Below are 21,190 nucleotides of genomic sequence, written 5' to 3' on the forward strand. Positions count from 1 at the left end.
GACATATGTCGGGAGGCCACGGCGATGGCCTCTATTCGCATGACTATTCCCTATGCTCAATTATTGGAGCACCCGTATGTTTCGTTTCTTCGAAAACCTTGTCGACCCTTATTGTGACTACCTGGAAACAGACACGCCGCCGCGGCAGCTGTGGCCGTTTCTGAAGGACTACTCACAGCCTTTCAAAAAAGTGTTCGCAGTCACCGCGCTTATGTCAGTGATTGTGGCTGGCGTGGAAATTGGCCTGATTCATTACATGGGGCGGGTGGTCGACCTGTTGTCTGGTGAACCAGCCAAGGTGTGGCAGGACCACGGCACGGAATTCATCCTGTTGGCGGTTTTCATTCTGACTGTGCGTCCACTGTTACAGCTGTTCGATGTGTTGTTGCTGAACAATGCGATCTTGCCGAATTTCGGCACGCTTATCCGCTGGAGGTCGCATAAACATGTTCTTCGGCAATCGGTTGGCTGGTTCGAGAATGATTTTGCGGGTCGGATCGCCAACCGGATTATGCAGACCCCGCCCGCCGCTGGCGAGGTGGTGTTTCAGGTTTTTGACGCGATCACCTTTGCGCTCGCTTATTTGGTGGGGGCCGCGCTGTTGTTGTGGCTTGCGGACGTCCGGTTGTTGCTGCCGCTCTTGGTTTGGTTCGCGCTCTATGCGGTGCTGATCCGCTGGACCGTGCGCCGGGTTGGACCAGCCAGCCAGGCGGCATCTGATGCGCGCTCTACCGTGACGGGCCGGGTTGTGGACAGCTATTCCAATATTCATTCGGTGAAGATGTTCGCTCATCACAATACCGAACTCACCTATGCCAAAGAGGCAATCGAGGGCACGCGCAAGACGTTCCAGGCGGAGATGAGGCTCTACACCATTATGGATGCCGCGCTGGTGACGTTGAATGGATTGTTGATTGTTGGTGTTGTCGGTTGGGCAATCCTGCTGTGGATGCAGGGTCTTGCCTCGGTCGGGGTGGTTGCGGCTGCGACTGCGCTGACGCTGCGCCTCAACGCGATGACGGGTTGGATTATGTGGGCGCTGACCACGTTTTTCCGACAGCTTGGTGTTGTGGCGGAGGGGATGGAAACCATCGCCCAGCCGATTGATCTGGTGGATGCGGCCAATGCAACACCGCTTGATCTGCGTGAAGGCGCGGTGGAGCTGCGTGAGCTTTCACATCACTACGGGCGCGGCTCTGGTGGTCTGGATCGGATTACCCTGAACATCCGCGCAGGTGAGAAGATCGGCCTGATCGGGCGTTCCGGCGCCGGAAAATCCACGCTGGTGAAGCTGTTGCTGCGGTTCTACGATCCTGAGGGCGGTGCGATCCTGATCGACGGTCAGGACATTCGCATGGCGACGCAGGATAGTCTGCGTAGTCAGATCGGCATGGTGCAGCAGGATAGCGCATTGCTGCACCGCTCAGTCCGCGACAATCTGCTTTATGGTCGGCCTGATGCCACTGAGGCGGAGATGATTGAGGCGGCAAAGCAAGCACGGGCGCATGAGTTCATTCTGGATCTGGAAGACCCCGAGGGACGTCGCGGCTACGACGCGCATGTCGGGGAGCGCGGGGTGAAATTGTCGGGTGGCCAGCGTCAGCGGGTCACTTTGGCCCGTGTTATTCTGAAAGATGCGCCCATTCTGATCCTGGATGAGGCCACATCTGCTCTGGATTCTGAGGTGGAGGCTGAAATTCAGCAAACGCTTTATGGGATGATGCAGGGCAAAACGGTGATCGCGATTGCGCATCGCCTGTCCACCATTGCTCAGATGGATCGCATCCTGGTGCTGGATGATGGGCGGATTGTTGAAGAGGGGACACACGACGTGCTTTTGCGCTCGGAGGGCCTATATGCCCAATTCTGGGCGCGCCAATCCGGCGGGTTCCTGAATATCGAGGCAGCAGAATGAAACTCGGCAATCTGATCGACGCATTTCAACCCGCCAAGGGCCCCCCGCCCAATCGGCTTGGGGGCTTCCTGCGCTGGTGCCTCTCTGGTGCCTGGCCGATGCTTGCACTTGCCGCGTTCTGTTCGGCGCTGGCTGGCGGGATGGAGGCGGGGACGGCCTATATATTGGGTCTGGTGATTGATACCGCGATTTCCAGCGGACCGGGGCAGTTCTTCTCTACCGGTAACCTTGTGATCATTGCCAGTGCGCTGGGGTTTTTCCTGCTGCTGCGGCCGATCTTGTTTGGCCTGTCTGCGGCATCCAATGCAATCATCGTGCAGCCAAACGTCAACCCGCTGGTTTTGTCGCGGCTCAATCGCTGGACCATGGGCCAATCGGTGCGCTTCTTCGACGATGATTTCGCGGGCCGTATCGCGCAGAAGCAGATGCAGACAGCCAATGCCGTCACTTCGGTTGCGGTTGAGATGATCAATGTGGTTGCCTTTGCGCTGGCTTCGCTTCTGGGGGCCCTGGCGCTCTTGGGGGCGATTGATTGGAGGATTACCGGTCTGTTTGTGGTTTGGCTGGTTGGCTATTTCGCTACAATCCGCTGGTTTCTGCCACGCGTTCGCAAACGCTCCGCTGCGCGCGCTGGGGCGCGGGCAATGGTGTCGGGGCAGGTGGTTGACACGATCACCAACATCAAAACGGTGAAGCTGTTTGCTCATGCTGATTTTGAGGAGCGTACCGCGCAGGACTCCATGGCGGATTTCCGCACCAAAGCACTGCATTTCGGGTATCTTTCGGCCAGCTTCCGGTTTTGTCTGATGACACTTGCGGGCGTCCTGCCAGTCTTTTTGATTGGTGCGACGCTGGTGCTGTGGCGCGACGGGATCGCAAGCGAAGGTGATATCGTCGCAGCTGGTGCGGTGTCCGTGCGCATTGCCCAGATGACTGGGTGGGTCAGTTTTACCCTCATGGCGATCTATTCCAATATTGGTGAGATTGAGAACGGCATGACGACCCTGACCCGTCCCGACCGTGTTGAGGATCAAACTGCCGCTGAGGTGCTGAGCGTTACCGATGGGCAGATTGAGTTTCGCGAGGTCGGTTTTGCCTATGGTCGCGATATCGGGGGCATCCAGGGTGTTTCGCTGACCATTGCATCGGGTGAAAAGCTTGGGATCGTTGGCGCCTCCGGGGCGGGGAAGTCGACACTCGTTTCGCTATTACTACGGCTCTATGATGGGGAATCTGGTCAGATCCTGATCGATGGGAAGGATATCGCAAAGGTCACCCAGAACTCGTTGCGCAGTCAGATCGGCATGGTCACGCAGGAAACTGCGATGTTCAATCGTTCGGCGCGAGACAACATCCTGTATGGTCGACCTGACGCCAGCGAACTGGAGCTGATCGCCGCCGCGCAAAAAGCCGAAGCGCATGAATTTATCCACGATCTTGAGGATGGTCAGGGCCGCACCGGCTATGACGCTCATCTCGGCGAACGCGGGGTGAAGCTTTCTGGTGGGCAGCGGCAGCGTATCGCGCTGGCGCGCGCGATCCTGAAAGATGCTCCTATTCTTGTACTGGATGAGGCGACCTCGGCCCTTGATTCAGAGGTGGAAGCAGCCATTCAGTCTGCGCTTGAGCGCGTAATGCAGGGAAAAACCGTTCTGGCGATTGCGCATCGTCTGTCCACGTTGAGTGAAATGGACCGGATCATCGTCATGGATCAAGGGCGCATCGCCGAGGCAGGCACGCATGACGCACTGCTGGAGCAGGGCGGTCTGTATGCGCAGTTCTGGGCGCGGCAGTCTGGCGGTTTCATCCGGACGGATGCCGATGATCAGGCGAGCAGTTCACTGCCGTCGCGGGATGCTGCGGAATAGGCGCGGTATGACCCATCGCAGCCGTCGTTCACGCGGGGGCTGCGCATTTTTCTTTTGCATGCGGCAGTCGCAGGGTATGCAGCGGCCATGACACATGCAGCTAGAACCACAGCCACAATCATTCGTCTGGGCCATCAGGGCGACGGGGTCGCCGAGGGCCCGCTTTTTGCACCGCGTATTCTGCCGGGAGAGACCGTCAGCGGCATTCGCGACGGGCACCAGCTCAGCGATATCCGCATCGAGAACCCGTCGGAGGCACGCGTCCAGGCGCCTTGTCGGCACTATAAATCCTGTGGTGGCTGTCAGCTGCAACATGCGACGGATGATTTTGTCGCGGGCTGGAAAATCGACATCGTTCGTAACGCGCTGGCGGCGCAGGGGCTTGAGACAGAGTTTCGCCCGATCCACACCTCACCGCCACAATCGCGCCGTCGCGCCACGCTGTCAGTGCGCCGCACCAAAAAGGGGGCGATGGCCGGGTTCCACGGGCGCGCCTCCGGGGTGATCACTGAAATTCCTGACTGCCAATTGCTGGCGCCGCAGCTGCTGTCCGCCATCCCCATGGCTGAGGCATTGGCCATGGTCGGCGCCAGTCGCAAGGCGCCGCTGTCGGTGACCGTGACCCTGTCGGAAGTCGGCGTGGACGTGCTGGTTACCAATGGCAAACCGCTGGACGGTCCGTTGCGTATTGCGCTGGCACAGGTTGTTGATGCCCATCATATCGCACGTCTGACCTGGGAGGACGAGTTGATCGGTATGGAGCAGGCGCCAACCCAACCGTTTGGACCGGCCCATGTCTGCCCGCCGCCTGGTGCGTTTCTGCAGGCCACGCGCGACGGTGAAGCGGCGCTTCTTGCGGCGGTTAAGGACTGTGTGGTCGGTGCGAAACGTATCGTTGATCTATTTGCCGGCTGCGGCACCTTCACTCTGCCACTTGCGAAAAATGCAGAGGTGCACGCGGTCGAGAGCGAAAGCAGCATGCTGCGGGCGCTTGACGCTGGCTGGCGACAGGCCAAGGGGCTGAAAAAGGTCACAACCGAAACCCGCGATCTGTTTCGCAATCCGCTGCTGGCAGAGGATCTCAATCCCTTTGGGGCGGCGTTTGATGTCGCCGTGATTGACCCGCCCCGTGCGGGTGCCGAAGCACAGGCAACGCAGCTGGTTACTGCACGGACCAAGCGGGTTGCCTATGTGTCCTGCAATCCCGTTACCTTTGCCCGTGATGCCAAGATTCTGACGGATGGCGGCTACCGTCTGGATTGGGTACAGGTGGTCGATCAATTCCGCTGGTCTTCGCATTGCGAACTGGCGGCCAGCTTTTCCTACGTGGGGTGAAACCGGTGAGCATCAGCGCAAAACAATCCCTGACCCAGCGGCTCGGGACTCTTATTTCCAGCGATGGCTTTGGCAACTTCATCACGGCTGTGATCCTGATCAATGCGGTCACTCTGGGGATGGAAACCTCGGATACGATCATGTCCCGGTTTGGGGCTGCTGTTCTCTTCATTGATCAGCTGTGCCTGGCGATTTTTGTAGTCGAGCTGTTGGCGAAAATTTGGGTGCAGCGGCTGCGGTTTTTCCTGCGCGGCTGGAATATCTTCGACTTTGTGATTGTCAGCATCGCCTTTCTGCCTGGTGCGCAGGGAATGTCGGTGCTGCGGGCGCTGCGCATCCTGCGGGTGCTGCGCGTCATCTCCGTCGCGCCGCGTCTGCGCCGCGTGGTTGAAGGTTTCATCACCGCATTGCCGGGCATGGGGTCGGTGTTCCTGCTTATGGCGATCATTTTCTACATCGGGTCAGTGATTGCGACGAAGCTCTTTGCAGAGAGTTTTCCTGACTGGTTCGGCAATCTTGCGCTAAGCGCCTATTCGCTGTTCCAGATCATGACCTTGGAAAGCTGGTCCATGGGGATCGTGCGCCCGGTGATGGAGATCTACCCCTATGCCTGGGCTTTCTTCGTGCCGTTCATCATGGTGACCACCTTTGCGGTTGTGAACCTGTTGGTTGGTCTGATCGTGAATTCCATGCAGGATGCCCATCACGAGGAAGAGGGTGAGCGCACCGATGCCTATCGCGATCTGGTTTTGGCCCGGTTAGAGGCAATTGAGCAGCAGATCTCGGCCTTGCAGCCGCCGCACGAGAAGAAGTGATTTTGATTTTTCCGACGAAGATAGTAGTTGGAAATTGAGGCAAATCAGGCAGAGACCTAATACAATGGACAGACGTACATTCGGACTGGGCGCCGCGGCGACCCTTGGGCTGGCGGGCTGCAGCTCCGGTCCAAGCAAATTTCGCAGCTACAACGGGCCCGAGGTGACCTCGGTCGTCGTGAACAAGGGCGCGCGTAAGGTCTATCTTCTGCATCATGAGGATGTTCTGCGCGAATATGATATGGAGCTGGGCTTTGCTCCACTTGGTCACAAGCAGATCGAAGGTGATGGTAAAACACCCGAGGGCACCTATCTGATTGACCGGCGCAATCCAAATAGCCGCTATCACCTCTCAATCGGGATCTCCTATCCCAACGGGCAGGACCGGGCAAAAGCTGCGGCAATGGGCAAAAAACCGGGAGGTGAGATTTTCATCCATGGTGAGCCCAATAATGCAAAAGAGCGTAAGCGTGCGGCGCGCGTGGACGACTGGACCGCGGGCTGCATTGCTGTCACCAATGATGAGATCGAAGAGATCTATGCGATGGTGCGCGATGGAACGGTGATCACCCTGCGCCCCTGATCACATGGGCAGCATCATCTTCAACGCTGACCGTAGTTTAATGAAGAAGGCCCGATTGCCTTATGGCAGATCGGGCCTTCTTCATTTTTGGCTAAGTGCGAAGACGCTGGATCAGCTGCCCATTACCAGGGTCCACCAGATCTTGCCGTTGGATTCTTGAAACCAGGAAAAGCCCATCGTGCGTGCTTTGGGGTCCATGATGACAGACCGGGTTGCTTCCTGTTCCATCCAAGCTGTCAGCGTCTGCAGCTCGGACTCATAGGTTTCCGAAATTGTCTCGCCAATCATGGTGCCGGCGAAGCCTGCGCGGGCCACGCGGTCCAGCGGCGAAGAGCCATCGGAGCCAAAATGCCAGGGTCGGTTCTGCACCGACATGTCGCGCGAATGGGTGGCCGCCGCAGCGGTCAGCTGCGGGTTCAGCTGAACGGTGGGACGACCTGCGGCTTCACGGAGGGCGTTGACCGAATCGAGCATCCGCAGCTGCACCTTGTCGGCGTTGCGGATCCGGTACACGTTGCCGCCTGTGCTGCCATCGGGTGCAGGGGCACAGGCCGCGACAAGGGTCATCAGCCCGGCGATAAGGATCAGAAATACACGTGTCATACTACACCTTGCTTCATTTGCTGGCTGCTCCAATACCCCGGCTGTGACATAGGCGCAAACCTGTCAGCGGTGAATTGATCATCGCTGGATTGTTTGATTTGCGACTGAGGCATTCGCGCCATAAGATACGGCATAACGAATGCATATCTCCGCAGTTTGGAAAAGTCATGACCCGCAGCCCCTTCGATACTCTCTCAAGACGGCAGTTTATTGCCGGTTCCGCGTTTGCCGGCGCCTCGCTGATTGGCGGTGGTGTTGCCAGCACAGGCTGGGCTCAGGATGCAGCGGATACCGTCGCGGAGGGGTTTGATCCCCTGCGTCCGCCGCCTGAGCCCGAACCGCCGGTGCAGCGCAATATCTCCGCCTTCCGATCCAAGGACTGGCGTCCCTACTTCGACAGCCTGCGCAACGGCGCGGTGCTGGTTGATATCGACAGTCGTGCCCTGCATTTCTGGTCTGAAGATCAAAGCGTCTATAAGTTGTTCCCATCGTCGGTACCGCTCTCTGATGATCTGACGCGGCGCGGCCGGACGAAGATCATTCGCAAGGTTGATGGACCAGGCTGGGCCCCCACACCGAACATGCGCAAACGTAATCCTGAGTGGCCGGCCTATATCCCACCGGGGCCGGACAATCCGCTCGGAACCCACGCTTTGTATCTCAGCTGGAAGTATTACCGAATCCACGGAACCCACGACACACGCAAGATCGGACGTAAGTCATCAAATGGCTGTATTGGCCTTTATAATGAGCATATTTCAGAGCTATTTGGGCTGACGAAAGTGGGCACTCAAGTGTTGCTAATTTGACGACATCGACCCATTCCGGGGGCCGAATCATGCAACAAGCAATTGCAATGCCGGGATTTTGCTGATTAGAAAAATATCACGAGGTAAGTCTTGGGCGCGTGGTTCAGGTGGACTGAACTGCGCATATTTTTGGAGGTTAACATGAAAAAACTCGTTATCGCTGCTGCTCTGACTGCTGCTGCTTCGACCGCTTCCGCGGGCAACCTGGCTGAGCCGATCGTTGAGGCGCCGGTTATCGTTGAGCAGACCGAAAGCTCCTCCAGCGGCATCCTTCTGCCGCTGCTGCTGCTGGTTGTTGTCGGCGCGGCTGTTGCAAGCAACTAATTGCTTGTATCAGAACGTTAAGAAAGGCGGTGGATTTCCACCGCCTTTTTTCGTGGCGACTGGTGCCATCCGCATCGGCTGGGGCCGATGCAGGCTGAGTGTGGCCTAGCTATCAGACAACTCTGACAAGATGCTGTCGAGTGTTTTCAGAATCATTTCGATCCCTTCTGCATCTATGGTCAGCGGCGGGCGGATTTTCAGAATATTGTCTTTGGGGCCTTCGCTGCCGATCAGGATGCGGTGGTCCCGCATCCGGTTTTTGACATAGGCGCAGATCTCGGAGGCCTCTGATCCGTCGGTACGGATCAACTCGACCCCGATGAATAGCCCCATGCCTCGTACATCGCCGATTGCCTGATGGCGCGACTGCAAGTCACGCAGACCGTTGAGCAAATCTGCTCCGCGCTGGCGGGCGTTTTCCTGCAGTCCTTCGTCGTCGACAATATTCAGCACTTCAGTACCAATCCGGCAGGACAGGGTAGAGCCGCCAAAGGTTGAGAAAAACTCCGGCCCCTGTGCAAAGCTATCGGCGATGGCACGGGTGGTGACCAGGACGCCAAGCGGATGACCATTGCCAATCGGCTTGCCCAGAACAACGATATCCGGTGCAGCCCCTTGATGTTCAAAGCCGAAGTAATAGTCGCCTAAGCGCCCAAGCCCTGTTTGCACCTCATCCGCGATACAAATCCCGCCCGCTGCCCGAATTTTCTCGTAGACGGCTGGAAGATACCCCTTGGGCGGAATGATCTGCCCGCCAACAGAGGGGAAGGTTTCGGCGATGAAACCAGCAACGCCGTGGCCGCTGGCCTGTAGCTTCGCAATAGCGGGATCAACCAGATCAGCGTATTTTTGTGCGCACTGCGGATCATCACGACCATAGGTGCCGCGATAGTCATCCGCGACCTCCACCAGTTCAACCCAGCCGGAGGGGCCGACGCCGCCCTTGGCATTGAACTTATAGGCCGAGATGTCGATCGCACCGGTTGTATTGCCGTGGTAGCCGTGATCGGGGGTCACCATTCCCTTGGCACCGGTGTGCGCCCGGGCAAGGCGCAGGGCCAGCTCATTTGCTTCGGTGCCGGAGTTGACGAAGAAGCAAACCTCCAAATGATCCGGCATTTTGGACAGTATTTTTTCCGCAAAAGCAGTCTGTGCCGGATGCAGATAGCGGGTGTTGGAGTTCATCCGTTTTAGCTGATCGGCAGCGGCGGCCTGAATGCGCGGATGGGCATGCCCGACATGTGGGACATTGTTATAGGCGTCCAGATAGGGGCGCCCCCACTCATCGAACAAATGATGTTTCCAGCCGCGCAACAACATCACCGGGTCGCGGTATGTCAGGCTGAGGTTGCCGCCAAAATGGGCGCGCCGCCCGGCCAGAACCGTTGATTTATCGGTTGGCTGATAGCTCACTTGAGCGGCGGGCAGGTTCAAGAGCGGCGCCGGATTGGGGCAGAGCGCGGTCCAGAGTGCGAGGTCATCCGGGTCCGCAACCCCGGGCCAGTCAGCTTCGATCCCCTCCGTTGACAGGGCGAGCTGGAAATGAACATGCGGCGCCCACCCACCGTTTTGATCGGCTGTGCCGAGCTGGCAAAATGGTGCGCCCTTGGCGATTTTGTCACCAACAGACAGACGCGTGCAGCATTCCGGGTCAAGGTGGCCATAGAGCGTATAAAATGCGTCGCCGCTATCTGTGTGGTGCTTCAGGATAACAACACCACCGTAGTCCAGATGATTGGCGCGATCTTCAACCACCTGAACTTCCCCGGCCAAGGGGGCATGAAGCGGTTGTCCGGCAGGTGCAAAGACATCCACCGCCAGATGCACGGTCCGGCGATCGCTTGCCAAATACTCTCCCTTGCGGAAGGCCGGCGCGGTGTAGACCAGACGGGGCTCGCGATAGTAGCCAAGCCACCAATTGGCCCCATTGGCGCCGGAGAACTCCTGCCCGACCTTAGCGGCCTCGGCCAGCGGCATGTCAAACGGGTTCTTTGGCCAAGTGGACTCTTCAACGGAGAGAGATCCCATCGGAAGACCCGTCAGATCCCGTCCCATCAGGGGGAAAAAATCACCTGAATGCGTCTCTAAATAGGCCAATACGCGGTCTGCGCCATCAACAACCGTCAGACCGCAGGTCGCTCGCAGTCGCGCTGTGATCAGGGCTGGATGTTCACTCGGCTGGCCCAGAAATCGCCAGGCCGGTTCCTGCGATATGGTTACATAGGGATCATCTGGGTTCTCTTTTGCTTCCAGAGTGGAGTTGACGACACTAACGGCGAGCCGCATCCGCAGCAGCGGCCAGAGAAGACCCAATTCTTCCTCCGCAAGCGGGGTTACAGCGTGATATCCCGACACCAGTGCCGCAAGCGCTCTCTGCGGTTGGGGGTGGTCGAGCACGACATAGGCGGCCGCAATGGCGAGATCACAGATCCGTGGCGCGGCGCACATATCGCCAAGATCAATCAGGCCGCTGACAACTCGAGGCTCCGACAGTTCGCCAGTGACGAGGATATTGTAGTCATTTGCATCATTGTGGATCGCCTGTCTTGGCAGGGCGTCGAGCTGTGATTTCAGGGATGAAAAATCGGCGCATATCTCGGCAATCACCTGCTGCCTGCTGTCATCCGCAATGCAGGTGATGTCATCCGTGATCCAGTCTGCAGTCATCAAATCCCATTTGAACCTACGCTCCAGGGCGGGGTGCACAAAATCTTTGAGCGCGCGGGTGGTACCGGCAAGGGTCGCGCCGATTTCGCGGATCAGCTCTGCGGATTTCGGCGCGCTTTTGGCATAGCAGCGGCCGGGCAGCAGGGTTTGCACCCACACCAGTCGGTCTTCGCCGGTGTCATCCTGCAGGCTGAGGCACAGCTCTCCGTTGGTTGCAGCAACGGTGCGGGGGACCGGCAGGCCGGGATCGGTGTTTTGAAGATGCGCCAGAGCCGCGATTTGCATATCGACAAGGTCGGAGACGCAGCCGGGGCGCATGGCTTTCAGGATATAGCCCTGGCCGTCAGGAGTGAGCGCGCGATAGTTAAGGTCATATTCCCCGTCCAACCGGGACAATTCGGCACGGATGCCCCAGTGGTCGTGCAGGACGGCGGCCCAGTGATCTTCTGCCAAATGGATTGCAGTCATGAAATGCCCCTGTTCAAAACTCCCAAGCCCCGTTGGCCGGGGCGTTTGGGCTATTTGGACCGGGGCGTGGCGATTAGTCCAGCCACCCTTTCAAATTGCGTTCGATCACACCGGAAAGCGCGTCGATATGCTCAGCATCGTCGTTCAGACAGGGGATATAGAGAAAGTCCTCGCCGCCTGCATGCTCAAAGCTCTCACGGATTTCCTCGTTGATTTCTTCAAGTGTTTCAATGCAATCAGCTGAGAAGGCCGGTGCGATCACCGCGATATTCTTCTTCCCGTCCTTTGCAAGGGTGGCGACGTGATCCACGGTGTAGGGTTTCAGCCACTCCTCAGGCCCGAAGACCGATTGGAACGTGGTCGTGATCTGGGTGTCGGTCCAGCCGAGACGCTCCTTCAGAAGGCGCGTCGTTTTCTGACACTGGCAGTGGTAAGGATCACCCTGCATCAGATAGCGTTTTGGCATGCCGTGATAGGAAACCACGAGAATCTCGGGCTTTTTCTCTGCGGCGGCGTAGGCTTTTTCGACCGAGCGGGCCAGCGCATCGATATAGGCAGGATCGTCGAAGTAGGGAGCCACTGTGCGCGCAGCCGGCTGCCAGGTCTCCTCCATCAGGGCGCGGAAAAACTGGTCATTGGCGGTCGCAGACGTCGCACCGGCGTATTGCGGATAGAGCGGCACGAAGAGGATTTTCTGGCAGCCTGCCTCAACCATTTCGCGGACTTTGGACTTTGTAGACGGATTGCCGTAGCGCATACAGAAATCCACCATAACCTCGCTGCCATACCGGTCCTGCAGGGCCTCGGACATCGCCGCAGTTTGTTCTTTGGTAATCGTCATCAAGGGGCTCTCGCCCTTATCGTGGTTCCAGATGGATTTATAGGCGGCTCCCGATGTGAAGGGCCGTTTGGCCAGAATGATCAGCTGGAGCAGTGGCTGCCATTTCCAGGCCGGATAATCGATCACCCGTTTATCAGAGAGAAACTCGCTGAGGTAGCGACGCATCGGCCAGTAACTGTAATCGTCAGGCGTGCCGAGATTGGCCAAGAGAACACCAACTTTCGCCGGGGCGATTTTTGGGTGATCTGCCGGAGCATGAGCAGGGCAGGTGGCGGGGGCAGTGGCGTCCAGCATCTATAGGGTCCTGTGCGGTAATCGGTCAGCGGATCAAGGTCCGCCCTAGCAATATGAAGATACGGCGGAAATAGCCAATTGGATCATTCCACCATAGCCATAGGATAGATCTATGACGGTGACTGTCTACTTGGGCAGTGGTGTTTCTGGCACCTTTAGCGCATCGGCCAGACGGGCCTTCGCCGATCCTGGGCGGAGCGGTTTCTGCTGGGTTTCCGATGGCGACCAACCGGTCAGGCAAATCAGTTCAAATGTTGCGGGCAAAAGACCGTCCGCAGTTGCGTAGGTGGCGCGGTAGATCTCTTCTGCTTCTGCAAAGAGACGGCGCGATGGTGTTACCTTCTGTCGTTCGGTCATCGCATTGGTTTCGCCCATGCCACGCAATTCATGCATCAAATGTTGCAGGTCGCGGTATTTTGCCGTCAGCGGCACCACATCAGCAACCGGCAGTGCAAATCCGGCCCGCTGCAACAAGGCACCCAGATCACGGACCTCGGCCATCGGGGCCACGCGCGGGGAGAGCCCGCCAAGAAGCCGTGTTTCGGCCGTTGCCAGGGCGCTGCGCAGTTCATGAAGGGTTTGGCCGCCCAGCATCACAACCAGCAGCAGCCCATCTTCGCTCAGGGCGCGGTGACACTGGATCAGCTGGCCCACAGGATCATTGGCCCAATGAAGCGACATCGCGTGCACAACAAGATCATGCGCACCCACTGCCAGATCCAAGGTCTCGTCATCCGCCACATGTTTGGCATCAGGCAGACAGCGCTCCCATCCTTCGGCAAAGGGCGCAACCAGTGCTGGGTTGGTAAAGCTTCTGTTAACCATGGATAGCCGATCCTCAATCTCATCGCGGGCGATGTCATGCAGGAACAGGGCCTGAGGCGTCAGTCGGCTGCGATGGGCGGCAATGGCGCGGCGGTCGAACAGCTGCGGGCGGGGCGTCGTGGCTTGGGTCATGAGGGCTATTTAGGATGTTGAAGGCACGGATACAAACGGCTGTTTCATTGATTTACCCACCGCGCTGTCTGGCCTGTGGAGATTGGGTGGACAGTGATTTCGGGCTTTGTGGTCCCTGTTGGCGCGACACCCCCTTCATCAGCGGAACCTGTTGTGACGGTTGCGGCGTCGCGCTGATGGGAGAGGGGGACGGTTTTCGGCTTGAGTGTGATGACTGTATGGCGCATCCGCGCCCTTGGCAGCAGGGGCGTGCGGCACTGTCTTACGAAGGCACCGCGCGGCGTTTGATTCTGGCGTTGAAGCATGGAGATCGCACAGAGATCGCGCGGCCTGCGGCGCGCTGGCTGACGCGGGCTGCGGCCACCTTGTTGGCAAATGCTCCGCTGGTGGCGCCAGTGCCGTTGCATTGGTCGCGGTTTTTGCGCCGTCGCTACAATCAGTCTGATCTACTGGCCAAGATCGTGGCACAAGACGCCGACTTGGATTATTGCCCGGATCTACTGCGCCGGACACGGCGTACCCCGTCGCTGGAGGGGCAAAATCGCCATCAGCGTTACACGACATTGGCGCAGTCGATTGCTGCCCACCCAAAACACGCCGAGCGGATCAATGGCAGAATTGTCCTGTTGGTGGATGATGTGATGACCAGCGGCGCAACGCTCAGCGCTTGCAGCGAGGCTTGCCTTGATGCTGGGGCGACGGGGGTGCGTGTTGCGGTGCTTGCACGGGTCACGCACTCGTGATCTGAACGCGCTGGGGCTGGCAATTTAATCATGGACTGCCCAAGTTCGTGCCAAGCCAACAGATATGTTCAAACGGAGACCCGAATGAAACCGGTCGAAATCTACACATCCCCGCTTTGCGGGTTCTGCCATGCTGCCAAACGCTTGCTGACGCAAAAAGGTGTAAGCTTTGACGAAATCGACGTTTTGGCAAACCCGGACCGCAAGGCTGAAATGATTGAGCGTGCCAATGGCGGGCGCACAGTGCCGCAGATTTTCGTGGGTGAAACTCATGTGGGCGGATGTGATGATCTTTATGCGCTGGACCGCTCCGGGAAGCTGGATCCGCTGCTCGCCGCCTGATCTGCGGTAAAATATGTGACAGCCTGAGGAGATGACAGATGCGTGCCGCTCTGCTTCAAATGACGTCAAGCGACCAACCAGCCGAAAATCTGGGAATAGTGCGGCAGATGATCGACGATGCTGTGGCGGGCGGCGCTGGGTTTGTGCTGACGCCGGAGGTGACCAATTGTCTGTCCGGCAGTCGCAGTCATCAGCAATCCGTCCTGCATCAGGAGGCTGATGATCCGACGTTGTCAGCGTTACGGGACACGGCGGCGCAACATGGAATCTGGTTGTCGCTGGGGTCACTGGCGCTGAAGACGACGGATACAGATGGGCGCTTTGCCAATCGCCAGTTTTTGATTGACCCGAAGGGTGAGATTGTCGCCCGCTATGATAAGATCCACATGTTTGACGTGGACGTCACACCTGAGGAAACCTACCGCGAGTCCGATGGATACCGGCCCGGTCACGAAGCGGTGGTTGCAGAAACCCCCTTTGCCGTGTTGGGGCTGACTATCTGCTATGATGTGCGCTTTCCCTATCTGCATCGGCGTCTGGCCAAGGCAGGGGCGCAGGTTCTCTTGGCGCCTGCGGCATTTTCCCATGTCACAGGAGCCGCCCATTGGCACGCCCTGCTACAGGCGCGGGCCATCGAAACGGGTTGCTATGTGTTGGCCGCGGCACAGACTGGCACCCATGCGGCTTCCCGTGGGCAGTCACGTCGCACCTATGGCCATTCGCTTGCCGTGTCGCCGTGGGGTGAGATCCTTGCGGATGGTGGTACGGATATCGGCATCACCTACATTGATCTTGACCTTGAAAAAGTGGCACAAGCGCGCAGACAGGTGCCTTCCCTGTCGCATGACCGAGAGTTCGACGGCCCCTGATGGATGATACAAATTCCCTTGCGGTTTCGCTGTTTAGCGAAATTCTGATGGCAGATCAGCTGGCGCGAACCCGGTTGGGACAGGTGCTGCCCAAGGGAATGGAACTGTCGCATTTCTCCGTGTTGAACCATCTGGCACGTACTGGCGTGGAACGCTCTCCCGCGCAGCTGGCGAAGGCGTTTCATGTGACCCGCGGCGCGATGACCAATACGCTGGGAAAGCTGGAGGCCGCCGGTTATGTCCATATTCGCCCTGATTGGGACGATGCGCGGCGTAAAATGGTTGCCATCAGCCCGGCTGGGCGGCAGGCGCGCGATGCTGCACTGGCGAGCATCGTGCCGATGATCTCCGAAGTGGTGGAGGAACTGGGCGGTGACCGGGTCAAATCCGCGCTGCCGATCCTGCGAGAATTTCGGATCAAGCTGGGCAGCCGCGACTAGATGGAGATGTCCGCGCTGGGCGTCTCTCCCCGACAACGGAAAAGGACGCCTGCGAACAGACGTCCTTGGTGCCCCCCGTCAGGCTGGTCCGTGAGTGGTAGGCTTAACGACAGGGCGGCCCGGAACAAGGGCCTCTGTGCATTCACTCGGTGACAGGTCAGAACATCTTGACCCTTGCTACCCTTTTACCACGGGCAGCGTATTGGCCAAACGGCGCAGAAGGATGATCACCTATCCTTAAGTATAGGAGCGGCCAATTTTCGACATGTTTTAGCGTGGTTTGGTGCTTGCGGTGACGTAGTTGACACTCAGGTCTCGCTCCGAGAGTGACCAGCTCCAGAACACAGGGTTGAAGACGAATCCCTTGCGATCAACCGGCGTCAATCCAGATTTTGTCAACAGGTCGAATAATTCATCGGGGGTGATGAACTTCGACCATTCATGGGTGCCGCGCGGCAGCCAGCGCATCACCACCTCTGCGCCAAAGATGGCCATGGCGTAGCTTTTGGGATTGCGGTTGATGGTAGAGCAGATCTGCAATCCGCCGGGTTTCAGCAATTGCCGTGTGGCGGTCAGATAGCTAAGCGGGTCGGCCACATGTTCGACCACTTCCATATTCAGGACCACATCGAACTGTTCGCCCGCTTCGGCCAGTGCCTCAGCTGTAGTATGGCGATAGTCGATATCCAGTCCGGATTGCTGCGCGTGGACCTGCGCAACCGGGATATTCCCGGCTGCAGCATCTGCACCGACGACGTCCGCTCCCAAGCGCGCCATGGGTTCGCTCAGCAGGCCGCCACCACAACCGACATCAAGCAAACGCAGACCTGAAAATGGCGCATCCGACGACAGGTCACGGTCGAATTCTGCTGCGATCTGCTGCGTGATGTAGTCCAGGCGACAGGGGTTCAACATATGCAGCGGTTTGAATTTTCCGGTCGGATCCCACCATTCAGCAGCCATGGCTTCGAATTTTGCGATCTCGGACGGATCTACCGTGGATTGAGGCGCTTGCATTCCTGTCTCCGTGTGTTCTTTTATCAGTCAGGACTAAGTTAGGTCAGTAATGGACAAATACCCGTATCAAAAGCGCGCAGTGCAGTATTTGTACCCGCCCATCGAACCCTTCGACCAGCGTATGATCGATGTTGGGCAGGGGCACCATATCTATATGGAGCAAAGCGGCAATCCGGATGGCACCCCTGTGGTGGTCTGTCACGGGGGGCCGGGTGGCGGATCCAGCCCCGCGATGCGGAGGTATTTTGATCCGGAGCGTTACAGGATTATCCTGTTCGATCAGCGGGGGTGCGGACGGTCGCGGCCACATGCCTCCTGCGAGGACAACACAACCTGGCATCTGGTCGCGGATATGGAGATCATTCGACGCCTGATCGGAGTGTCGCAATGGATGGTGTTCGGTGGCAGCTGGGGGGCGACGCTATCGTTGATCTATGCCCAGACCCATCCGGAGAGGGTGCGCCAGCTGATCCTGCGGGGCGTGTTCCTGATGACCAAGTCGGAGTTGGACTGGTTCTATGGGGGCGGCGCCGGTCGGTTCTGGCCGGAAACCTGGTCGCGATTTGTCTCGCTGATACCGGACGATGAGCGTAGCGACCTGATCGCGGCCTATAATCGGCGATTGTTTTCTGGCGATATGGCAGAAGAGATTCGGTTCGGTCGGGCTTGGTCGGCGTGGGAGAATGCACTGGCCTCTATCCATTCCAACGGCGTTTCAGGGGAAAGCCCCGGTGATTACGCCCGCGCCTTTGCCCGGTTGGAGAATCACTATTTCATCAATGGCGGATTTCTGGATTACGACGGTCAGATCTTCGCCAATATGGGTCGCATATCGCATATTCCGGGCGTAATCGTTCAGGGGCGGTATGACATGATCTGCCCACCGACCTCGGCCTGGCGGTTGAAGGAGCTGTGGCCAAATGCAGAGTTGAAGATGGTGCGTAATGCCGGCCATGCTCTCTCGGAACCGGGAATCAGCGCGGAACTGGTGCGCGCGATGGACCAGATTGCCGAGGAGCAGGAGCCATGACACGGATCGACAGACGTGCGTTGTTCACATCGGGTGCAGCTGCGGCGTTGCTGGCTGCCACCGGTGCGGCGCTTGCAGATGCCCCTCGGTCGGGGGGAATCCTGCGATTGGCTGTACCACGGGATGGCGATCTGATGGATCATGTGGCCCGTGGTGCTGTCTTTGATACGCTGACGGAAATCGGCCCGGATGGGTCATTGCGCCCTGAGTTGGCCACCCGTTGGAGCAGCAGCCCGGATGCGCGGATCTGGCGTTTTGATATCCGGTCCGATGTGACATTTCATAGTGGGGCGCAGCTGCAGGCTCAGGATGTGGCCGCCAGCCTGCGCAACAGCGTTATTGAAGCCGATCACGGGGCGCAGATTGAGGTGCTTGCTCAGGACAGTATCCAGATTGCGCTGGGCGCCTCGAACCCGCATCTTCCCTATCTGCTGGCAGATGGCCGTTTTTCGATCGCTGCGGGCGGAGAGGTTTCGTGTGATCTCTCTGTGGCAGATGGGACCGGGTGCTACCGGGTGGACCGCGCGCGCGCTGGCCGCGATTTTCGGGCGACTCGGGTGACGGATCACTACAAATCGGGTCAGGCAGGCTGGGTCGATACCGTTGAGCTGATTGTGATTCCTGATGCAGGGGTTCGGGCAGAGGCCTTGCGGGAGGGGTACGTTGATGTCGCCGCCTTACCTGCGCCTGACGGGTTGTTGTCGCGCGGCAGTTTTCACTATCATCCATCGGCGAGCGATATGGCCTTGGCGGCACGTCGGGATGTGGGCCTGCCGCGCAGGATAGGTGCCCGCTCAGCGCTGGATGATGGCCGTATCGCTGAGCGCTGGTGGCGTGTCTGATTGGTGAAACTATGAGGTCTTGCTTGCGGTGCGGAAGGTGACTGGAGGGCGACAGGGATCTGCCCCTTGCAGTTTGACCTGAGACGGCGTATATGCCTGTCGTAACAGCGGCGCGTCGGGTTTGCCCCTCAGCTCCACCGGAAAATTCAACGGGCCGCGCGCCCGTTTTTTTGTGCCCGAATCACTGATCTGGAATTCGTATGACCAATGACCTGATAGCCAAGGCAGCCATCGACCGGCGGCTTGCCGAGATCATCACTCCGGTGATCGAAGATCTCGGTTTTGAGCTGGTGCGTATTCGGCTGATGTCCGGCAAGACCACCACGCTGCAAATCATGGCAGACAAGCCTGACGGCGGCATTGAGGTTGATGGCTGCGCCGAAATCTCCAATGCGGTCAGCGCGACGCTGGACGTGGAGGATCCGATCCTCGACAGCTATGCACTGGAGGTCTCCAGCCCCGGTATTGACCGCCCTCTGACACGCCTCAAGGACTTCGAGATGTTCGAAGGCTATGAGGCCAAGATTGAAACCAGCGAGCTGATCGATGGCCGTCGCCGTTTCAAGGGCGAGCTGGCGGGTGTCGAGGATGATGAAGTTCTGATCAATATCGAAGAACATGGCGAGACTATCACCATCGGCTTGAAATTTGATTGGTTGAGCGACGCCAAACTGGTTCTGACCGACGATCTGATCAAAGAAATGCTGCGCCAGCGCAAAGCTGCGGGCACCCTGAACGAAGACGCATTCGACGAAATCGAGGCCGATGGGTCCGAAGAGGAGAAAAAGTAATGGCTATCACATCAGCAAACCAGTTGGAGCTTCTGCAGACCGCAGAAGCCGTGGCGCGCGAAAAGATGATCGACCCCGGTTTGGTTGTCGATGCGATGGAAGAGAGCCTGGCGCGGGCCGCCAAGAGCCGCTACGGCAGCGAAATGGATATCCGTGTATCCATCGACCGCAAGACTGGTCGTGCGACCTTTACCCGCGTCCGCACCGTGGTCGAAGATGACGCGCTGGAGAACTACCAGGCGGAATTGACTGTTGAGCAGGCCAAGCAATATATGGCCGATCCGTCGGTTGGCGATGTTTTCGTCGAGGAAGTGCCTCCGGTCGAAATGGGCCGTATTGCCGCCCAGTCCGCCAAGCAGGTGATCCTGCAAAAGGTGCGCGAAGCTGAGCGTGATCGTCAGTACGAAGAATTCAAGGATCGCGCCGGCACCATCATCAATGGTCTGGTTAAGCGCGAAGAATATGGCAATGTCATCGTCGATGTGGGCGCTGGCGAAGCCATCCTGCGCCGCAACGAGAAAATTGGCCGCGAGAGCTACCGCCCCAATGATCGGATCCGCTGCTTCATCAAGGATGTGCGCCGTGAGCCCCGTGGCCCGCAGATCTTCCTGTCGCGGACCGCGCCGGAATTCATGGCTGAGCTGTTCAAGATGGAAGTGCCGGAAATCTATGACGGTGTGATTGAAATCAAGGCCGTGGCCCGGGATCCGGGTTCGCGCGCGAAGATTGCTGTGATCAGCTATGATGGCTCCATCGACCCGGTTGGCGCCTGTGTCGGTATGCGCGGTTCGCGTGTGCAGGCTGTGGTCAATGAGCTGCAGGGTGAAAAGATCGACATCATCCCCTGGAATGAAGATCAGCCGACCTTCCTTGTGAACGCGTTGCAGCCTGCGGAAGTGTCCAAGGTTGTACTGGATGAAGAAGCCGGCAAGATCGAAGTTGTGGTCCCCGAAGAGCAGCTGTCGCTGGCCATCGGCCGTCGTGGCCAGAACGTGCGTCTGGCATCCCAGCTGACCGCGCTGGATATCGACATCATGACCGAGGAAGAAGAATCGGCCCGTCGCCAGAAGGAATTCGAGGCGCGCACCAAGCTGTTCATGGAAACACTGGATCTGGACGAGTTCTTCGCTCAGTTGCTGGTTTCCGAAGGCTTCACCAACCTCGAAGAGGTTGCCTATGTCGAGCTGGATGAATTGCTGGTCATCGACGGCGTTGACGAAGGCACCGCACAAGAGCTGCAGGCCCGTGCTGCTGACTATCTGGAAGCGCAGGCGAAGGCAGCAATTGATGCGGCCCGTGCCTTGGGTGTTGAGGATAGCCTGATTGACTTTGACGGTCTGACGCCCCAAATGGTTGAAGCGTTGGCCAAGGATGGCATCAAGACGCTGGAAGATTTCGCCACCTGCGCGGATTGGGAACTGGCCGGCGGCTGGACCACCAACAAAGGTGAGCGCGTCAAGGATGACGGCATTCTGGAACCATTTGATGTGTCGCTGGAAGACGCCCAGACCCTTGTCATGACTGCCCGCGTTTTGCTGGGTTGGGTGGATCCCACCGAACTGGAAGCGGACGCTGAAGAAGACGCCGACATCGAAGGCGGCGAAGCAGAAGAGGGCGAAGCCTGATATCAGGCCTCG

20 protein-coding genes are annotated in these 21,190 nt (G+C 58.3%); 15 read left to right on the forward strand and 5 right to left on the reverse strand.

The annotated features are described in order from the left end of the window. Window positions 1-76: 76 nt before the first annotated feature. The 5 genes from INHI_RS0116650 to INHI_RS0116670 all read left to right on the forward strand — a co-directional run bounded on the left by INHI_RS0116650 (window position 77) and on the right by INHI_RS0116670 (window position 6,516). On the forward strand, window positions 77-1,915 hold the full coding sequence (locus INHI_RS0116650) for an ABC transporter ATP-binding protein (RefSeq protein ID WP_027248342.1): 1,839 nt from the start codon (window positions 77-79) through the stop codon (window positions 1,913-1,915). Next, a complete protein-coding gene (locus INHI_RS0116655; RefSeq protein ID WP_027248343.1) occupies window positions 1,912-3,783 on the forward strand; it encodes an ABC transporter ATP-binding protein in 1,872 nt (623 codons plus the stop codon). Before INHI_RS0116650 ends, INHI_RS0116655 begins: the two co-directional genes overlap by 4 nt. An 87-nt stretch (window positions 3,784-3,870) precedes the next feature. Beyond that, window positions 3,871-5,118 carry a class I SAM-dependent RNA methyltransferase gene (locus INHI_RS0116660; protein WP_027248344.1) on the forward strand — a complete coding sequence of 416 codons (1,248 nt, stop codon included), beginning with the start codon at window positions 3,871-3,873 and terminating at the stop codon, window positions 5,116-5,118. A 5-nt stretch (window positions 5,119-5,123) separates the two neighbouring features. After that, window positions 5,124-5,933: an ion transporter gene (locus INHI_RS0116665; RefSeq protein ID WP_027248345.1), complete on the forward strand. Its 810-nt coding sequence runs from the start codon at window positions 5,124-5,126 to the stop codon at window positions 5,931-5,933. Between the two features lie 64 nt (window positions 5,934-5,997). Continuing rightward, entirely contained in the window at window positions 5,998-6,516 is a 519-nt protein-coding gene (locus INHI_RS0116670; protein ID WP_014876364.1) for a L,D-transpeptidase family protein, read from the forward strand. A gap of 111 nt (window positions 6,517-6,627) precedes the next feature. Here the strand turns inward: INHI_RS0116670 and dalA are convergent, their stop codons facing one another. Further along, window positions 6,628-7,119, reverse strand: a complete 492-nt coding sequence (gene dalA, locus INHI_RS0116675) for a divisome-associated lipoprotein DalA (protein ID WP_014881508.1) — start codon at window positions 7,117-7,119, stop codon at window positions 6,628-6,630. A 167-nt stretch (window positions 7,120-7,286) separates the two neighbouring features. On the opposite strand from dalA, the gene INHI_RS0116685 reads away from it, so the two are divergent. Together INHI_RS0116685 and INHI_RS0116690 are read left to right on the forward strand one after the other, a co-directional pair. Next, complete coding sequence (locus tag INHI_RS0116685; protein ID WP_014881507.1) at window positions 7,287-7,928, forward strand: L,D-transpeptidase; 642 nt, start codon at window positions 7,287-7,289, stop codon at window positions 7,926-7,928. Window positions 7,929-8,069: 141 nt separating this feature from the next. Beyond that, a complete protein-coding gene (locus INHI_RS0116690; protein WP_014876361.1) occupies window positions 8,070-8,252 on the forward strand; it encodes a hypothetical protein in 183 nt (60 codons plus the stop codon). Between the two features lie 105 nt (window positions 8,253-8,357). On the opposite strand, the gene INHI_RS0116695 is transcribed toward INHI_RS0116690, so the two are convergent. From INHI_RS0116695 to INHI_RS0116705, 3 genes are all read right to left on the reverse strand, one after another. After that, entirely contained in the window at window positions 8,358-11,387 is a 3,030-nt protein-coding gene (locus tag INHI_RS0116695; protein WP_027248346.1) for an aminotransferase class III-fold pyridoxal phosphate-dependent enzyme, read from the reverse strand. A 73-nt stretch (window positions 11,388-11,460) separates the two neighbouring features. Then, on the reverse strand, window positions 11,461-12,522 hold the full coding sequence (gene hemH / locus INHI_RS0116700; protein ID WP_027248347.1) for a ferrochelatase: 1,062 nt from the start codon (window positions 12,520-12,522) through the stop codon (window positions 11,461-11,463). Between the two features lie 126 nt (window positions 12,523-12,648). Beyond that, a complete protein-coding gene (locus INHI_RS0116705) occupies window positions 12,649-13,479 on the reverse strand; it encodes a methyltransferase domain-containing protein (RefSeq protein ID WP_014881504.1) in 831 nt (276 codons plus the stop codon). A gap of 14 nt (window positions 13,480-13,493) precedes the next feature. Between INHI_RS0116705 and INHI_RS0116710 the strand changes: the two genes are divergently transcribed. The 4 genes from INHI_RS0116710 (at window position 13,494) to INHI_RS0116725 (ending at window position 15,873) form a co-directional block, all read left to right on the forward strand. Continuing rightward, complete coding sequence (locus tag INHI_RS0116710; RefSeq protein ID WP_014881503.1) at window positions 13,494-14,222, forward strand: ComF family protein; 729 nt, start codon at window positions 13,494-13,496, stop codon at window positions 14,220-14,222. An 84-nt stretch (window positions 14,223-14,306) separates the two neighbouring features. Further along, entirely contained in the window at window positions 14,307-14,564 is a 258-nt protein-coding gene (gene grxC, locus INHI_RS0116715) for a glutaredoxin 3 (protein WP_014881502.1), read from the forward strand. Between the two features lie 38 nt (window positions 14,565-14,602). Then, on the forward strand, window positions 14,603-15,433 hold the full coding sequence (locus tag INHI_RS0116720; RefSeq protein WP_014876355.1) for a carbon-nitrogen hydrolase family protein: 831 nt from the start codon (window positions 14,603-14,605) through the stop codon (window positions 15,431-15,433). Then, window positions 15,433-15,873 (forward strand): MarR family winged helix-turn-helix transcriptional regulator, encoded by a 441-nt coding sequence (locus INHI_RS0116725; RefSeq protein ID WP_027248348.1) that lies wholly within the window; start codon window positions 15,433-15,435, stop codon window positions 15,871-15,873. Before INHI_RS0116720 ends, INHI_RS0116725 begins: the two co-directional genes overlap by 1 nt. A 270-nt stretch (window positions 15,874-16,143) precedes the next feature. Here INHI_RS0116725 and ubiG read toward each other — a convergent pair whose 3' ends face one another. Then, window positions 16,144-16,890, reverse strand: coding sequence for a bifunctional 2-polyprenyl-6-hydroxyphenol methylase/3-demethylubiquinol 3-O-methyltransferase UbiG (gene ubiG, locus INHI_RS0116730; RefSeq protein WP_014876353.1), 747 nt, complete (start codon window positions 16,888-16,890; stop codon window positions 16,144-16,146). A 49-nt stretch (window positions 16,891-16,939) separates the two neighbouring features. On the opposite strand from ubiG, the gene pip reads away from it, so the two are divergent. The 4 genes from pip to nusA all read left to right on the forward strand — a co-directional run bounded on the left by pip (window position 16,940) and on the right by nusA (window position 21,178). Next, entirely contained in the window at window positions 16,940-17,920 is a 981-nt protein-coding gene (gene pip / locus INHI_RS0116735; RefSeq protein WP_014876352.1) for a prolyl aminopeptidase, read from the forward strand. Continuing rightward, window positions 17,917-18,762: an ABC transporter substrate-binding protein gene (locus INHI_RS0116740; protein ID WP_027248349.1), complete on the forward strand. Its 846-nt coding sequence runs from the start codon at window positions 17,917-17,919 to the stop codon at window positions 18,760-18,762. The genes pip and INHI_RS0116740 overlap by 4 nt, the downstream gene beginning before the upstream one ends. A 200-nt stretch (window positions 18,763-18,962) precedes the next feature. Next, the gene (gene rimP / locus INHI_RS0116745; RefSeq protein WP_014876350.1) at window positions 18,963-19,553 is read left to right on the forward strand and encodes a ribosome maturation factor RimP; all 591 of its coding nucleotides are present in this window, start codon (window positions 18,963-18,965) and stop codon (window positions 19,551-19,553) included. Further along, window positions 19,553-21,178, forward strand: a complete 1,626-nt coding sequence (gene nusA / locus INHI_RS0116750) for a transcription termination factor NusA (protein ID WP_027248350.1) — start codon at window positions 19,553-19,555, stop codon at window positions 21,176-21,178. The genes rimP and nusA overlap by 1 nt, the downstream gene beginning before the upstream one ends. Window positions 21,179-21,190 lie beyond the last annotated feature (12 nt).

It is taken from the genome of Phaeobacter inhibens DSM 16374 (assembly GCF_000473105.1).
GTDB lineage: Bacteria > Pseudomonadota > Alphaproteobacteria > Rhodobacterales > Rhodobacteraceae > Phaeobacter > Phaeobacter inhibens.

What these genes read in the sequence shown, in the direction of transcription:
- INHI_RS0116650 (WP_027248342.1), top strand. Translation starts at nt 77, where the DNA reads ATGTTTCGTTTCTTCGAAAACCTTGTCGACCCTTATTGTGACTACCTG.
- INHI_RS0116655 (WP_027248343.1), top strand. Translation starts at nt 1,912, where the DNA reads ATGAAACTCGGCAATCTGATCGACGCATTTCAACCCGCCAAGGGCCCC.
- INHI_RS0116660 (WP_027248344.1), top strand. Translation starts at nt 3,871, where the DNA reads ATGACACATGCAGCTAGAACCACAGCCACAATCATTCGTCTGGGCCAT.
- INHI_RS0116670 (WP_014876364.1), top strand. Translation starts at nt 5,998, where the DNA reads ATGGACAGACGTACATTCGGACTGGGCGCCGCGGCGACCCTTGGGCTG.
- dalA (WP_014881508.1), bottom strand. Translation starts at nt 7,119, where the DNA reads ATGACACGTGTATTTCTGATCCTTATCGCCGGGCTGATGACCCTTGTC.
- INHI_RS0116685 (WP_014881507.1), top strand. Translation starts at nt 7,287, where the DNA reads ATGACCCGCAGCCCCTTCGATACTCTCTCAAGACGGCAGTTTATTGCC.
- INHI_RS0116690 (WP_014876361.1), top strand. Translation starts at nt 8,070, where the DNA reads ATGAAAAAACTCGTTATCGCTGCTGCTCTGACTGCTGCTGCTTCGACC.
- INHI_RS0116695 (WP_027248346.1), bottom strand. Translation starts at nt 11,387, where the DNA reads ATGACTGCAATCCATTTGGCAGAAGATCACTGGGCCGCCGTCCTGCAC.
- hemH (WP_027248347.1), bottom strand. Translation starts at nt 12,522, where the DNA reads ATGCTGGACGCCACTGCCCCCGCCACCTGCCCTGCTCATGCTCCGGCA.
- INHI_RS0116705 (WP_014881504.1), bottom strand. Translation starts at nt 13,479, where the DNA reads ATGACCCAAGCCACGACGCCCCGCCCGCAGCTGTTCGACCGCCGCGCC.
- INHI_RS0116710 (WP_014881503.1), top strand. Translation starts at nt 13,494, where the DNA reads ATGTTGAAGGCACGGATACAAACGGCTGTTTCATTGATTTACCCACCG.
- grxC (WP_014881502.1), top strand. Translation starts at nt 14,307, where the DNA reads ATGAAACCGGTCGAAATCTACACATCCCCGCTTTGCGGGTTCTGCCAT.
- INHI_RS0116720 (WP_014876355.1), top strand. Translation starts at nt 14,603, where the DNA reads ATGCGTGCCGCTCTGCTTCAAATGACGTCAAGCGACCAACCAGCCGAA.
- INHI_RS0116725 (WP_027248348.1), top strand. Translation starts at nt 15,433, where the DNA reads ATGGATGATACAAATTCCCTTGCGGTTTCGCTGTTTAGCGAAATTCTG.
- ubiG (WP_014876353.1), bottom strand. Translation starts at nt 16,890, where the DNA reads ATGCAAGCGCCTCAATCCACGGTAGATCCGTCCGAGATCGCAAAATTC.
- pip (WP_014876352.1), top strand. Translation starts at nt 16,940, where the DNA reads ATGGACAAATACCCGTATCAAAAGCGCGCAGTGCAGTATTTGTACCCG.
- INHI_RS0116740 (WP_027248349.1), top strand. Translation starts at nt 17,917, where the DNA reads ATGACACGGATCGACAGACGTGCGTTGTTCACATCGGGTGCAGCTGCG.
- rimP (WP_014876350.1), top strand. Translation starts at nt 18,963, where the DNA reads ATGACCAATGACCTGATAGCCAAGGCAGCCATCGACCGGCGGCTTGCC.
- nusA (WP_027248350.1), top strand. Translation starts at nt 19,553, where the DNA reads ATGGCTATCACATCAGCAAACCAGTTGGAGCTTCTGCAGACCGCAGAA.